This is a genomic window from Telluria sp. ZT3P25, assembly GCF_059685895.1.
The window spans coordinates 2,175,522-2,188,906 of record NZ_JCASIJ010000001.1 but is presented as its reverse complement, the minus strand read 5'-3'; the positions used below and the strand labels follow the sequence as shown (position 1 = coordinate 2,188,906).

Annotated in this window: 13 protein-coding genes; 9 read left to right on the top strand and 4 right to left on the bottom strand. The window is 63.3% G+C overall.

The genetic code is table 11. The features are described 5' to 3' along the window. The first annotated feature begins 104 nt into the window (after window positions 1-104). The 3 genes from AC56LY_RS09805 (at window position 105) to AC56LY_RS09795 (ending at window position 3,020) form a co-directional block, all read left to right on the top strand. Window positions 105-1,283 (top strand): PepSY-associated TM helix domain-containing protein, encoded by a 1,179-nt coding sequence (locus AC56LY_RS09805; protein WP_499578765.1) that lies wholly within the window; start codon window positions 105-107, stop codon window positions 1,281-1,283. After that, window positions 1,280-1,471, top strand: coding sequence for a hypothetical protein (locus tag AC56LY_RS09800; protein WP_499578762.1), 192 nt, complete (start codon window positions 1,280-1,282; stop codon window positions 1,469-1,471). Before AC56LY_RS09805 ends, AC56LY_RS09800 begins: the two co-directional genes overlap by 4 nt. Before the next feature lie 94 nt (window positions 1,472-1,565). Beyond that, window positions 1,566-3,020, top strand: coding sequence for a Ppx/GppA phosphatase family protein (locus tag AC56LY_RS09795; protein WP_499578760.1), 1,455 nt, complete (start codon window positions 1,566-1,568; stop codon window positions 3,018-3,020). Here the strand turns inward: AC56LY_RS09795 and AC56LY_RS09790 are convergent. Continuing rightward, a complete protein-coding gene (locus tag AC56LY_RS09790; RefSeq protein ID WP_183552934.1) occupies window positions 3,017-3,484 on the bottom strand; it encodes a SixA phosphatase family protein in 468 nt (155 codons plus the stop codon). The genes AC56LY_RS09795 and AC56LY_RS09790 overlap by 4 nt on opposite strands. Beyond that, complete coding sequence (gene ppk1 / locus AC56LY_RS09785; RefSeq protein WP_499578757.1) at window positions 3,456-5,606, bottom strand: polyphosphate kinase 1; 2,151 nt, start codon at window positions 5,604-5,606, stop codon at window positions 3,456-3,458. The genes AC56LY_RS09790 and ppk1 overlap by 29 nt, the downstream gene beginning before the upstream one ends. Before the next feature lie 156 nt (window positions 5,607-5,762). On the opposite strand from ppk1, the gene lepB reads away from it, so the two are divergent. Together lepB and AC56LY_RS09775 are read left to right on the top strand one after the other, a co-directional pair. Further along, complete coding sequence (lepB, locus tag AC56LY_RS09780) at window positions 5,763-6,434, top strand: signal peptidase I (protein ID WP_499578755.1); 672 nt, start codon at window positions 5,763-5,765, stop codon at window positions 6,432-6,434. 123 nt (window positions 6,435-6,557) lie between these two features. Then, a complete protein-coding gene (locus AC56LY_RS09775) occupies window positions 6,558-7,751 on the top strand; it encodes a multidrug effflux MFS transporter (protein ID WP_499578752.1) in 1,194 nt (397 codons plus the stop codon). Between the two features lie 234 nt (window positions 7,752-7,985). Here AC56LY_RS09775 and smpB read toward each other — a convergent pair whose 3' ends face one another. Beyond that, the gene (gene smpB, locus AC56LY_RS09770) at window positions 7,986-8,435 is read right to left on the bottom strand and encodes an SsrA-binding protein SmpB (protein WP_343028481.1); all 450 of its coding nucleotides are present in this window, start codon (window positions 8,433-8,435) and stop codon (window positions 7,986-7,988) included. Window positions 8,436-8,531: 96 nt separating this feature from the next. On the opposite strand from smpB, the gene AC56LY_RS09765 reads away from it, so the two are divergent. Beyond that, on the top strand, window positions 8,532-8,963 hold the full coding sequence (locus AC56LY_RS09765) for a type II toxin-antitoxin system RatA family toxin (RefSeq protein ID WP_258834442.1): 432 nt from the start codon (window positions 8,532-8,534) through the stop codon (window positions 8,961-8,963). Then, on the top strand, window positions 8,956-9,282 hold the full coding sequence (locus tag AC56LY_RS09760; RefSeq protein ID WP_499578750.1) for an RnfH family protein: 327 nt from the start codon (window positions 8,956-8,958) through the stop codon (window positions 9,280-9,282). The genes AC56LY_RS09765 and AC56LY_RS09760 overlap by 8 nt, the downstream gene beginning before the upstream one ends. Here AC56LY_RS09760 and AC56LY_RS09755 read toward each other — a convergent pair. After that, complete coding sequence (locus AC56LY_RS09755) at window positions 9,254-9,784, bottom strand: DUF4124 domain-containing protein (RefSeq protein WP_499578747.1); 531 nt, start codon at window positions 9,782-9,784, stop codon at window positions 9,254-9,256. The two genes, AC56LY_RS09760 and AC56LY_RS09755, sit on opposite strands and share 29 nt — an antisense overlap. A 149-nt stretch (window positions 9,785-9,933) precedes the next feature. Here AC56LY_RS09755 and guaB point away from each other — a divergent pair, with 149 nt between their 5' ends. Together guaB and guaA are read left to right on the top strand one after the other, a co-directional pair. Beyond that, window positions 9,934-11,394 carry an IMP dehydrogenase gene (gene guaB, locus AC56LY_RS09750; RefSeq protein ID WP_499502666.1) on the top strand — a complete coding sequence of 487 codons (1,461 nt, stop codon included), beginning with the start codon at window positions 9,934-9,936 and terminating at the stop codon, window positions 11,392-11,394. 100 nt (window positions 11,395-11,494) lie between these two features. Continuing rightward, window positions 11,495-13,105 (top strand): glutamine-hydrolyzing GMP synthase, encoded by a 1,611-nt coding sequence (guaA, locus tag AC56LY_RS09745; protein ID WP_499578744.1) that lies wholly within the window; start codon window positions 11,495-11,497, stop codon window positions 13,103-13,105. Window positions 13,106-13,385: the final 280 nt, after the last annotated feature.

The window sequence follows — 13,385 nt, the reverse complement described above, 5'->3', positions numbered from 1 at the left end:
GGATAGGGGGTAGCGCGCATTCTATCTCCACGTCTTGCTAATGTAAATGAGAACGATTATTATTCTGGACTCATTGAATCTTGCCATAGGCACGCGCAACCATCATGTCACCCGTCTCCCTGCGCCGCTGGGGCTGGATCCACAAGTGGAGCAGCCTGATCTGCACCATCTTCATGCTGCTGCTGTGCCTGACCGGTCTGCCGCTGATCTACCACCACGAAATCGGCCACCTGCTGGGCACCGAGGTCGAGCCGCCCGTGCTGTCCAGCCCAATGCCGCAGGGGAACGTCGACGCCGTGATCGCGTCGGCCAAGGAGCTGTACCCGACCAAGAAGCCGATGTTCATCTCGCAGGAAGCCGACGTGCCCGAGATCTGGAACGTCACGCTGGCCGATCACATGCACGACCACGATTACAAGCCGATCGCGGTCGATGCCCGTACCACGAAGGTGATTACCGAGCCGGCCTTCGAGGGCGGCGTGTTCATGTCGACGATGCTGGCGCTGCACGTCGACCTGTTCATGGGCCTGCCCGGGATGCTGTTCCTGGGCTTCATGGCCTTGCTGCTGCTGGTGGCCATCGTCAGTGGCGTCGTGCTGTATGCGCCGTTCATGCGCAAGCTCGATTTCGGCACCGTGCGCAAGGAGCGCAGCGCGCGCCTGAAGTGGCTCGACATGCACAATATGCTGGGCATCGTCACGCTGGTCTGGCTGTTTGTTGTCGGTGGCACCGGGATGATCAATACCTGGGCCGACCTGATGTACAAGTACTACCAGAAGAACGAACTGGCGCAGATCCTCAAGCAGTACGAAGGCAAGAAGCCACTGCCGCACACGGCGTCGGTGCACGACGCGATCGAGACGGCCAAGGCAGCGCTGCCGGGCATGCGCGTGGCCTTCGTCGCGTTCCCGGGCACTGACTTCAGCAGCGAGCATCACTACGGCATCTACATGAACGGCAACGAGGCGTTCAGCTCGCGCATGTACCGGCCCGTGCTGATCGATGCGAACACGGGCCAGCTGACCGACGCCCCGGTACTGCCGTGGTATCTGAAAGCCCTGCTGGTCTCGCAGCCGCTGCACTTCGGCGACTACGGCGGGCAGGCGATGAAGCTGCTGTGGGCGCTGCTGGACATCGCCACCATCATCCTTCTGGGCACGGGCCTGTACCTGTGGCTCAAGCGCGGCAAGACGGGCAACGCCACCACCAAGGTCGCGGCGCACGCGCACCCGCACCCGCACCCGATCCCGTCAACGCACACTCTCACCGGAGAACGACCATGATCCGCACACCATTACAAGTCTGGGGCGCGCCGATCGTGCTCGGCATCCTCACCACGATCGGCCTGATCTCGGCGCTGCTGGGCGACGGCATCTGGGACGCCGTCTCGGCCGTCGCCCTCGGCATCCCGTGCCTGCTGGGCTTCTGGTTCGGCATGCGCCGTACGCCGGCGCAGCGCAGCGCGCTCTAGGCGCACACCGGCCCAGGCTGTATACTCGGTCGCATGAAGATACCTGGGCGGCGCCTTGCCCGCCCAGGCATCCGGTCATCATCGAAAGGGCCTCATGTTTGCAGCAGTCGACCTCGGGTCCAACAGCTTCCGCCTTCACATCGGCGAGCCCGCCGGTGGCCGCATCCACATCGTGCGCACCGCGCGCAATCCGATCCGCCTGGCGGCCGGTCTCGATGCCGACAATATGCTCAGCGAAGCGGCAATGCGCAGCGCGATCCACTGCCTGCAAGAGTTCCGCAAGATCCTCGACGAATACCAGCTCGACGCCATGCGCGTGGTCGCCACCAACACGATGCGCGTGGCGAAGAACGCCGACCTGCTGCTGCCGCTGGCCGAGAACGCGATCGGGCATCCGATCGACATCATCTCGGGCGAAGAAGAGGGGCGCCTGATCTACATGGGCGTGGCGCGCGCGATCGAGCGTCACGACGAGCGGCGCCTGGTGATCGACATCGGTGGCGGCTCGACCGAAGTCATCGCCGGCACCGGGGGCGACATTCAATTGGTCGAATCCTTCGGCATCGGCACCCAGCCGCAAACGCTGGCCTACTTCCCGGATGGCCGCATCACGGCGCACAATTTCGACGCCGCCGTCACCGCCGCGCGCGCCCGCTTCGAAGACGCCGCCTCGCTGTACCACGCCAAGGGCTGGGATACCGCCTACGGCTCGTCGGGCACGATGCGGGCGATTTCCGAAGTCATCTCGCGCAACGCCATCGGCGACGGCACGGTTTCGCAGCACAGCCTGCAGGCGCTGCGCGCGATCCTGCTCGACCTGGGTCACGTGGATGCCTTCGTGCTCCCGGGCGTCAAGCGCGAGCGCGTGCCCGTGATGGTCGGCGGCCTGACGGTGCTGATCGGCGCGATGCAAGAGCTGAAGGTCGAGCGGCTCACCGCCATCAATGCGGGCTTGCGCCTGGGCGTGCTGTCCGATCTCGAACTGCGCGCGAACCGGCGCGACCGGCGCGACGCCGCAATCCGTGCCTGCATGGGGCGCTTCCGCGTCGACAGCGGGCGCGCACTGCGCACCGTGGGCATCGCGACGCAGCTGTTCGAACGCCTGCAGCCGCAGGGCGAGACGCACCGGCCGTACCTGGCCTGGGCCGCGATGCTGCACGAAATCGGCCTGGCGATCTCGATGAGCGGCGCGCACAAGCATGGCGCCTACATCGTCGAACACGCCGATCTGGGTGGCTTCACGACGCGCGAGCAGCGCATGCTGTCCACGCTGGTGCTGGGCCAGAAAGGCAATCTGCGCAAGATCCGTGAAACGCTGGTGGAGGCCGACCTGGCCAAGGCCGTGCTGGCGCTGCGCCTGGCGATCGTGCTGATGCACGCACGCGCCGATGACGATATCGCCGGCCTGCGCCTGCGCATGCGCTCACGCATCGACCTGGATCTGCCGGCGGAGCTGATGCGCAAGCACCCGACGCTCGCGCCATGGCTCGAGAAAGAAGTGCAGGCCTGGGGCGAGGTCGGGGTGCCGTTCCAGGTACGCCAGGTTTAACGCAGCTTGCCAATCACGTCCGGCCCGGCGACGAGGCGGATGTACGGCATGCCGTCGCTGGCCTTGTGCTCGATCCAGAACACGCCGCCCTTGCGGATGCGCCAGTCCTGCTTTTGCCCGCACAATAACAGCGACGCCACGTCACCCAGCAGCGGCTGGTGACCCACGACCAGCACCGGCTGCCGGTGCGTTGGCCAGCCGCAGGCCTCGATGATCGCTTCCGCGCTCGACGCGGTGCTCAATGCTTCCACCACCTTGTAACGCCGCCCGAGCGCGTCGGCCGTCTGCACGCAGCGCGTGGCGGGGCTGACCAGGATGCGGCAGTCGGCCGGCAGTTTGCGCTCGAGCCACGCGCCCATGCGGGCGGCGTGGCGCTGGCCTTTCGGTGTCAGCGCGCGGTGTTCGTCGGCCAGTTCAAGCGAGCCTGGCTCGGCTTCAGCGTGGCGCCAGAGGATCAGTTCCATTGTCGATTTCCTTGTTCGGGACGCTCTCGGCGCCCAGCGTGTCCATCAATGCCTGCTGCGCGCTGTAACCAACCTGCTTGCCGCGCGGCCGGCGGCGGCGGTAGCGCCCATCGCTGCCCAGTTCCCACGCATTCACGTTGTCTTTCAGGTAGGGCAGCAAGCCTTCGCGCATGATGCGGCGCTTGAGCAGCGGCGCGCGGATCGGGAATGCCACTTCGACCCGGCGGAACAGGTTGCGGTTCATCCAGTCGGCGCTGCTCAGGTACGTATCGTGTTTCAGGTCGTTGCGGAAGTAATAGATCCGCGTGTGTTCCAGGAAGCGTCCGACGATCGAGCGCACCTTGATATTCTCGGATAGCCCTTCGACGCCCGGGCGCAGCGCGCAGGCGCCGCGGATGATCAGGTCGATCTTCACGCCCACGCACGAGGCGTCGTACAGCGCCTTGATCACCGATTCGTCGGTCAGGGAATTCATCTTGGCGATGATGCGCCCTGGTTTACCCTGTTTCGCCAGCTCGGTCTCGTTGCGGATCGCGCGCACGATTTCCTTGTGCAGCGAGAACGGCGCCAGCCAGATGCTGGCCAGCTGCTTGGGCCGCGTCATGCTGGTCAGGTGGATGAACACTTCATTCGCATCCGACGTCAGGTCGTCGTCGGAGGTGAGGATGCCGAAGTCGGTGTAGAACCTGGCGGTGGTGGGGTTGTAGTTGCCGGTGCCGAGGTGCGCGTAACGGCGCAGGCCACTCGGTTCGCGGCGCAGCACGAGTGCCATCTTGGCGTGCGTTTTCAATCCGACGACGCCATACACGACCTGGGCGCCTGCCTTCTCGAGCTTCTCCGCCCAGTTGATATTGGCCTCTTCGTCGAAGCGCGCCATCAGTTCGACGATGACGGTGACTTCCTTGCCTCGCTCCGCAGCCGTGATCAGCGCCTCGACCAGTTCGGAATTACTGCCCGCCCGGTAGATGGTCTGCTTGATCGCCACCACGTTGGGATCGGCCGCCGCGCACTGGATGAAGTTGATCACCGGCTGGAACGATTCGAACGGGTGGTGCAGCAGCACGTCTTGCTTCCTCAGTGCGGCGAACATGTCGGCGCCTGACAGCTTGCCCGGATAGCCCGACACATACGACGGGAATTTCAGGTCTGGCTGGTCGTGCTGGTTGACGATTTCGAGCAGGCGCCCCAGGTTCACCGGGCCATCGACGGTGAACAGGCGGCTGCGGTCGATGTGGAACTGGTTCAGCAAAAAATCGGCCAGGTGCGCCGGGCACGAACGGCCCACCTCGAGGCGCACGGCAAAGCCATACTGGCGACCGTGCAGCTCGCTCTGGAGCGCCTGGCGCAGGTTTTTCACTTCCTCTTCATCCACCCACAGGTCGCTGTTGCGCGTGACGCGGAACTGGGAGTACGACACCACTTCGCGGCCCGTGAACAGGTCGGCCATATGCGACTGGATCACCGACGACAGCAGGCAGTACGACGTGCCCGGCTTGTCGGACAGGTCGTCCGGCAGACGGATCACGCGCGGCAGCACGCGCGGCGCCTTCATGATGGCAATACCCGAGCCGCGCCCGAACGCATCCTTGCCACTGAGTTCAACGATGAAGTTCAGGCTCTTGTTGATCACGCGCGGGAACGGGTGGGCCGGATCGAGGCCAATGGGCGTGAGCAGCGGGCGCACTTCGCGGTCGAAATACTGCTTGACCCACGCGCGCTGGGCCGCATTGCGCTCGCTGCGGTGCAGGAGGTGGATACCTTGTTCGGACAACTGCGGCAGGATCTCCTGATTGAACAGCGCGTACTGGCGCGCGATCAGGTGGCGGCACTCGGCGCTCGCGCGCTCGAGGTCGGCGGCCAGGGTCTCGGGCAGTTCGCTGTCGTTGCGGTCGATCTGGTAGGTGGCGAGCAGGCTGGCCACGCGCACTTCGAAGAACTCGTCCAGGTTGCTCGCGACGATGCACAGAAAGCGCAGTCGCTCGAGCAGCGGTACGGTGGGGTCTTCCGCCTGTGCCAGCACGCGGCGGTTGAATTCAAGCAGCGACAGCTCGCGATTCAAGTAAGCGCTGCCGTCGGAAAATTGTTTCAAGTCAGCCTCGGTGGCCTTTTTTTTCATATCCATGGTCTGCGGTCGTAGTCGTCCCGCAATCAGTCTAGTTGTCGAATATGACAGCGTGGTGACACTGCTGTCAGGATTGCGTTGTTAACGAAAGGCTAAGCATTGACCGTTGATCGACATTTACCATCCATGGCTCCACCACCCAATCAGGAGCAGTCCGTGACCAAACTCATCCGCGCCAACAAGGGCTTTCTGCTGTTTCTGCTGCTGTTCGGCGTATTTCGCACCGCGGTCGCCGACTGGAGTCCGATTCCATCCGGGTCGATGCGGCCTAATCTGCTCGAGGGCGACGTCGTGTTCATCAACCGGCTGGCATACGACCTCAAGATACCACTGACTGAACGGCAGGTGGCGCACCTTGGCGATCCGGTCCGCGGCGACGTCGTCGTGTTTTATTCGCCGCGTGACGGTACGCGCCTGATCAAGCGTGTGCTTGCGCTGCCGGGCGACCTGGTCGAGATGCGCAATGACCGCTTGAGCATCAACGGGGCAGAGGGGGGCTACGCGTTGGTCGGGACCGCACGCGAGCTGGCCGGCGGGCGCGAGGTCGACGCCGTCCGGCTTAGTGAATCCGTCGGCGGCGCACACGAGCGCGTGCAACTGCTGCCGGGCGTGCCTGCGTTGCGTGATATCGCGCCGCTCCGCATACCGCCCGGCCAGTACCTGATGCTCGGCGATAACCGCAACAACAGCGCTGATTCGCGCGTGATCGGCCTGGTGCCGCGTGCGAAGCTGCTTGGCCGCGCTGAACGCATCTTGGTCTCCGCCGATTATCAACACGACTGGATGCCCCGTTTCGGGCGCTTCGGCATGGCGCTAAACACCCGCTAAAAACAGGGTGGCGGTGAATCGAGGCGGCCGAAATCGATTACAATCGCAGCCCTCCAATGCCCGTCATCCGGCCCATGCATCGTGCATCGTGCAGCGCCGGCAGGTTTTCCGAAAGCGCCGTCCATGCAAAAACTCCTCACCGTCATCCTCGCCTGCCTCGGCATGGTCGGGGCCCTGGCCATCGATACCTATCTGCCGTCGATGCCGGCCATCGGCGCCGAATATGCAGTCGGCCCGGTCGCGGTGCAGCAGACGCTGAGCGTGTTCCTGTTCACGTTTGCCTTCATGATGCTGTTCTACGGGACGCTGTCCGATTCGTTCGGCCGCCGTCCGGTGATCCTGACCGCGCTGACGGTCTACACGCTGGCCTCGATTGGCGCGGCGTGGGCACCGAGCTTCGGCTGGCTGCTCGTGTTTCGCGCGTTGCAGGGGCTGTCGGCCGGCGCGGGCTCGGTGATCGGTCAGGCCATCGTGCAGGACCGCTTCTCGGGCGCGCAGGCGCAGCGCATGATGTCGCACATCATGATGGTGTTTGGCCTGGCGCCGGCGATCGCCCCGGTCCTGGGCGGCTGGCTGCACGTGACCTTCGGCTGGCGCTCGTCGTTCGTGTTCCTGGCGGTGTTCGGCGCGCTGCTGATCCTGGTGTGCCTGAAGTTTCTACCCGAGAGCCTGCCGCGTGAAAAGCGCCAGGTGTTCCACCCCGGGACCATCGGCCGCAACTACGTCAAGGTGCTGCGCCATCCGCAGTTCGTGCTGCTCTCGCTTGCGCTGGGCCTGGCGTTTTCCGGTCTGTCGCTGTACATCGGCTCGGCCTCGAACTTCGTGATGGTGATCCTGGGCCTGCCCGAGACGGCGTTTGCCTGGATGTTCATCCCGCTCGTCGGCGGCATGGTGGTTGGCTCGGCCTGGGGTGGCAAGCAGGCGCACAAAAGCACGCCGACCCGCATGATGTGGCTGGGCTTTGGCGTGATGGCGCTGGGTGCGGCATTCAATGTCGGCTACAACGCGTTGTTCACCGCCGCCGTGCCGTGGGCCGTGCTGCCGTTGTTCGTCTACACGTTTGGTCTGTCGGTCGCGATGCCGGCGATCCAGATCACCGCGCTGGGGCTGTTCCCGGACAACCGCGGCCTGGCCTCGTCGATGATCGGCTTCATCCAGATGATGTCGTTCGCGCTGGTCTCGGGCCTGGTGGCGCCGCTCTTGTTCCACAGCGCGCTGCACCTGGCGCTGGGCGTGGCGGCCGGGCTGGCGCTGAGTTTTGGCGCCTGGCGCCTGTCGGTGCTCATGGCGGTCAAACCCGCCGTCGTCGCAGCCTGATTGATGGTCGTGCGGCCCACGCTGTTGATCGCGCCGGTTCTGCACTTCCGGCATATCCGGCGATTGCCATGGCGGCTCGATGCGGGAAGCGCGGGTCGTGCCGATGGATGAGCCGAGCAGGTCAGGACGCAGGCGCACGAACGCCCGGTGCTGTTCCCGACCCATGACGCCGAACTGATCGCGCTGACCGGCGCCTCTGTGCTGGCACTGCCGGCACGGGACGCATAGAACGGCTTAGCGCCGGTTGGTCTTCATCGCCGCATCGACCTCGCGCTTGGCGTCGCGGTCTTTCTCGGTCGAGCGCTTGTCGTGCTGCTTCTTGCCCTTGGCCAGGCCGATCTCGCACTTCACATTGCCCTTCTTGAAGTGCAGGTTCAGCGGCACCAGCGTGTAGCCGGAACGCTCTACCTTGCCGATCAGCTTATCGATTTCGGCGCGGTGCAGCAGCAGCTTGCGCGAGCGCAGCGCCTCGGGGTGGCTGAAGCTCGACGTGGTCGTCAATGCACTGACGTGCGCACCGAACAGGTACAGCTCGTTGTCACGGACGAGCACGTAGGCTTCCTTGATCTGCACCCGCCCTTCGCGGATGGCTTTGACTTCCCAACCCTCCAGCACGAGACCTGCCTCGTAGCGGTCTTCGATGAAGTAGTCAAAAAATGCTTTTTTATTGTCAGCGATGCTCATGAAAAGGCGAAAATTCGCGTGTCGGTTAAACTACTGCTATTGCGCCAACGGTGGCGCCACTTGCAAACGACCCCCATCATAACAAACGGTTGACCAATGGCAGTAGTGCACAAATCAGTTTTCCTTGGCTATAGCGCAGAACAGATGTTCGACCTCGTTGCCAAAGTCGAAGATTATCCCAAGTTTCTTCCCTGGTGCAGTGGCGTGAACATCGTCGAACGCACGGATGACAAGCTCGTCGCGGCCCTGCAAATTAATTTTCATGGCGTCAAGCAAAGCTTCACGACATCGAACCACAACCAGCGCCCGACCCAGATGAAGATGCACCTGGTCGACGGCCCGTTCAAGCTGCTCGAGGCCACCTGGAGCTTCAAGTCGCTGCGCGCCGATGCCTGCAAGATCGAGTTCGACATGCAGTACGAATTCTCCAGCATGATCCTGGCGCAGATCGTTGGCCCCGTGTTCGGCATGATTGCCAACAGCATGGTCGATTCGTTCTGTAAGCGTGCCGAGGTCGTGTATGGCTGATGTCTTGCCTGCACTGCTCGGCATCTCGGTCTGCTATGCCAGCGACAAGGTCGAGTGGCTACGCGATCTGCAGGTAGAGCCCGGTACGACAATCGGCATCGCCATCGAGCGCAGCGGCGTGCTGGAAGCGTTCCCGGACATTAACCTGACGACGCAGCCGGTGGGCATCTACGCAAAGAAGAAGACGCTCGACACGGTGCTGCGCGAGCGCGACCGCATCGAAATCTACCGGCCGCTCGTGGCTGACCCGAAAGAGTCGCGCCGCAAGCGCGCGGCCAAGCGCGAAGGCGCTAGCGGCAGTCCTGCAGCACCTGATTGACCTGCGCGGTGCGCGCGGCCCTGTCGGCGTCCGACATATAACTCTTCTGGCCATCCTGGCCGTAGCGCGCGATGCGCGTGCCGGATGCGAGCTGCGCCTGCGTTTCGCGCGCGGCGTTGCAGCGCTCGGCCAGTTGGCGCGCGCGCTGCGCTTCTTCCTGCGCTTTCAGATTGGCCTCGTCGCGTGCTTTGGTGCGCGCGCGGTAGGCGGCTTCCTGCTCGGCAAGCGTGGGCGGGCCTTTTGGTGGCAGCGGCTTGGTGGCTGGATCGGTGGCGACTGGTTCGACTGGCGTGATGGGGGACAGCGCGGGCGCCGGCGCCAGTTCGGGGGCGGCGCGGCCCGGCGCCTTGACGATCTTGCTGGCCGGCGTGCCGGGCGGTGGCGGGCGATCGGAATACTGGCGCGTACCGCCAGGGCCGATCCAGACATACTGGGCCTGCGCGGCCGTGGCAGCAAGGAAGAGCAGGGTGGCGCCGAGGGCGCGGTACGGCATACGCGACATAGAAATTGCTCCTGAGAATTAACAGATTTCGCCATGCTTCGGCCCGGCTGTCAATCGCAAACCGTACCGCACCAACTAAATTTGGGTCAGGCCGGCGACGGAAATCACGGGTTTCTGTATAATTCGCTTTTGCGCCTATAGGAAATACTATGCGTCTCCTCCAAAAAGCACTCACCTTCGATGACGTGCTGCTCGTCCCGGCCTACTCCAACGTTCTCCCGGCCCAAACTTCCCTGCGCACCAAACTTACCCGCAATATCACGCTGAACATTCCGCTGCTGTCCGCCGCGATGGACACCGTGACCGAAGCGAACCTGGCGATCGCCATGGCGCAAGAGGGCGGCATCGGTATCATCCACAAGAATCTCCGTCCAGCCGACCAGGCGCGCGAAGTCGCGCGGGTCAAGCGCTTCGAAGCGGGCGTGCTGCGCGATCCGATCACGATCCCTCCGACCATGAAGATCCGCGAAGTGCTGGCGCTGTCGCAACAGCACGGCATCAGCGGCTTCCCGGTGGTCGAGGGCAACCAGGTGGTTGGCATCATCACCAACCGCGACCTGCGTTTCGAGGAAGACCTGGACGCCGAAGCGCGCGCCAAGATGACGCCGCGCGACAAGCTCGTCACGGTTAAGGAAGACGCGGACACCGCCGAAGCCAAGCGCCTGATGAACAAGCACCGCCTCGAGCGCGTGGTCGTCATCAACGACAACTTCGAGCTGCGCGGCCTGATCACCGTCAAGGATATCCAGAAGTCGCACGAACACCCGCTGGCCTCGAAAGATTCGCAGGGCAAGCTGCTCGTGGGCGCCGCTGTCGGCGTCGGCGAGCGCGATGAAGAGCGTATCGAACTGCTGGTCGCTGCTGGTGTGGACGTGCTGGTGGTCGACACCGCCCATGGTCACTCGCAAGGCATCCTCGACCGCGTTCGCTGGATCAAGGACCGTTACCCGCACGTGGATGTCATCGGCGGCAATATCGCCACCGCATCGGCCGCGTTGGCGCTGGTCGAAGCGGGCGCTGATGCGGTCAAGGTCGGCATCGGCCCTGGCTCGATCTGCACTACCCGCATCGTCGCCGGCGTGGGCGTGCCGCAGATCACCGCGATCTCCAATGTTTCCGAAGCACTCGAAGGCACGGGCGTGCCATGCATCGCCGACGGCGGCATTCGCTTCTCGGGCGACATCTCGAAAGCACTGGCGGCAGGCGCGCACACGGTCATGATGGGCAGCATGTTTGCCGGTACCGAAGAAGCACCGGGTGAAGTGATCCTGTACCAGGGCCGTAGCTACAAATCGTACCGCGGCATGGGCAGCCTTGGCGCGATGGCCGACGGTTCAGCCGACCGCTACTTCCAGGAAGCGTCGAGCAAGGCTGACAAGTTCGTGCCTGAAGGTATCGAAGGCCGCGTGGCCTACAAGGGCAGCGTGCTGGCGATCATCTTCCAGCTGATCGGCGGCGTGCGCCAGTCGATGGGTTACTGCGGTTGCAGCACCATCGAAGAACTGCGCTCGAAAGCTGAATTCGTCGAGATCACGTCGGCCGGCATGCGCGAATCGCACGTGCACGATGTGCAGATCACGAAAGAAGCGCCGAACTACCGTTCGGAGTAATCGACCTTCGACGCGGCCATTGATGGCCGCGTTTTCTATGGTGGGTGGCAATGCCAGCCACCATACGTTTCGCTCACCACCGACCACATTAAGCTTCCCTATGCATTCGAAAATCCTCATCCTCGATTTCGGTTCCCAGGTCACCCAGCTGATCGCCCGCCGCGTGCGCGATGCAGGCGTCTTCTCCGAAGTCTTTCCCTACGACGTCAGCGACGAGTTCGTCCGCAACTACGGCGCCTCGGGCATCATCCTGTCGGGCAGCCACAATTCGACGCTTGAAGGCGACTCGCCGCGTGCACCGCAAGCGGTGTTCGAAGCCGGCGTGCCGGTGCTCGGCATCTGTTACGGCATGCAGACCATGGCGGCCCAGCTGGGTGGCAAGGTTGAAAACGGCCTGAAGCGTGAATTCGGCTACGCCGAAGTACGCGCGCGCAGCCACACGGCGCTGCTCAATGGCATCAACGACTTCGTCACCGACGAAGGCCACGGCATGCTCAAGGTCTGGATGAGCCACGGCGACAAGGTCCTCGAAATGCCGGAAGGCTTCAAGCTGATGGGTTCCACCGACAGCTGCCCGATCGCCGCGATGGCCGACGAAGAGCGCCGTTTCTACGCGCTGCAATTCCACCCGGAAGTGACGCACACGACGCAGGGCGAAGCGATCATTGGCCGCTTCGTGCACGAGATCTGTGGTTGCAAGTCGGACTGGAACATGCCGGACTATATCGGCGAAGCCGTTGAAAAGATCCGCGCACAGGTCGGCACCGACGACGTGATCCTGGGCCTGTCGGGCGGCGTCGACTCGAGCGTGGCCGCCGCGCTGATCCACCGCGCGATCGGTGACCAGCTGACCTGCGTGTTCGTTGACCACGGCTTGCTCCGCAAGGACGAAGGCAAGATGGTCATGAGCATGTTTGAGAAAAACCTGGGCGTGAAAGTGATCCGCATCGATGCTGAAGACCAGTTCATGGGCCACCTGGCCGGCGTGAACGATCCCGAGCAGAAGCGCAAGATCATCGGCCGCGAGTTCGTCGAAGTGTTCCAGGTCGAAGCGGGCAAGCTGACCAATGCGAGATGGCTGGCGCAAGGCACGATCTACCCGGACGTGATCGAGTCGGCCGGTAAAGGTAAAAAGGGCCAGACGATCAAGAGCCACCACAATGTGGGCGGCCTGCCAGAGACGCTGAACCTGAAACTGCTGGAGCCGCTGCGCGAGTTGTTCAAGGATGAAGTCCGTAAGCTGGGCGTCGCGCTGGGCCTGCCGCATGACATGGTCTACCGTCATCCGTTCCCGGGCCCGGGCCTGGGCGTGCGCATCCTCGGCGAAGTCAAGAAAGAGTTCGCTGACCTGCTGCGTGAAGCCGATGCGATCTTCATCGAAGAGCTGCGCAACACGCCATTCGAAGTGCCGCACGTGCCGGGCATCGATGCCGGCAAGGCGCCGCTGAACTGGTATGAAGCGACCAGCCAGGCGTTTGCGGTGTTCCTGCCGGTGAAATCGGTGGGTGTGATGGGCGATGGCCGCACGTATGAATATGTGGTTGCGCTGCGCGCGGTGCAGACGCTGGACTTCATGACGGCGCAATGGGCGCATCTGCCGCATGCGTTGATGGGCAAGGTGTCGAACCGCATCATCAATGAGGTGCGGGGGATTAATCGCGTTGTCTATGATATTTCGGGGAAGCCGCCGGCGACAATCGAGTGGGAGTGAAGTTTCCGCAGGAAAATTCTTTATTGGTAGTGTGAAAAGGCTCGCTTCGGCGAGCTTTTTTGTTAACTCAATCGACTCGAGGACGGTGGCTTTGAGTGTGTTCAAAGTTGGCGCTCGAATGAACCAACGTCAGGCGGTCACTGCCAGTGCACGCATGCTAGTGCAGATTTGGGCTGAAATGCAGTCTTGGCGGAAAGCAGAGCGAAGAAGTCCAATTCTCATTCACCGCCCTCCGCACCGGCCGGGTCGATCTAGGGCTGGTAATTGCCAACGGGTGCAG

What these genes read in the sequence shown, in the direction of transcription:
- AC56LY_RS09805 (WP_499578765.1), top strand. Translation starts at nt 105, where the DNA reads ATGTCACCCGTCTCCCTGCGCCGCTGGGGCTGGATCCACAAGTGGAGC.
- AC56LY_RS09800 (WP_499578762.1), top strand. Translation starts at nt 1,280, where the DNA reads ATGATCCGCACACCATTACAAGTCTGGGGCGCGCCGATCGTGCTCGGC.
- AC56LY_RS09795 (WP_499578760.1), top strand. Translation starts at nt 1,566, where the DNA reads ATGTTTGCAGCAGTCGACCTCGGGTCCAACAGCTTCCGCCTTCACATC.
- AC56LY_RS09790 (WP_183552934.1), bottom strand. Translation starts at nt 3,484, where the DNA reads ATGGAACTGATCCTCTGGCGCCACGCTGAAGCCGAGCCAGGCTCGCTT.
- ppk1 (WP_499578757.1), bottom strand. Translation starts at nt 5,606, where the DNA reads ATGGATATGAAAAAAAAGGCCACCGAGGCTGACTTGAAACAATTTTCC.
- AC56LY_RS09775 (WP_499578752.1), top strand. Translation starts at nt 6,558, where the DNA reads ATGCAAAAACTCCTCACCGTCATCCTCGCCTGCCTCGGCATGGTCGGG.
- smpB (WP_343028481.1), bottom strand. Translation starts at nt 8,435, where the DNA reads ATGAGCATCGCTGACAATAAAAAAGCATTTTTTGACTACTTCATCGAA.
- AC56LY_RS09765 (WP_258834442.1), top strand. Translation starts at nt 8,532, where the DNA reads ATGGCAGTAGTGCACAAATCAGTTTTCCTTGGCTATAGCGCAGAACAG.
- AC56LY_RS09760 (WP_499578750.1), top strand. Translation starts at nt 8,956, where the DNA reads ATGGCTGATGTCTTGCCTGCACTGCTCGGCATCTCGGTCTGCTATGCC.
- AC56LY_RS09755 (WP_499578747.1), bottom strand. Translation starts at nt 9,784, where the DNA reads ATGTCGCGTATGCCGTACCGCGCCCTCGGCGCCACCCTGCTCTTCCTT.
- guaB (WP_499502666.1), top strand. Translation starts at nt 9,934, where the DNA reads ATGCGTCTCCTCCAAAAAGCACTCACCTTCGATGACGTGCTGCTCGTC.
- guaA (WP_499578744.1), top strand. Translation starts at nt 11,495, where the DNA reads ATGCATTCGAAAATCCTCATCCTCGATTTCGGTTCCCAGGTCACCCAG.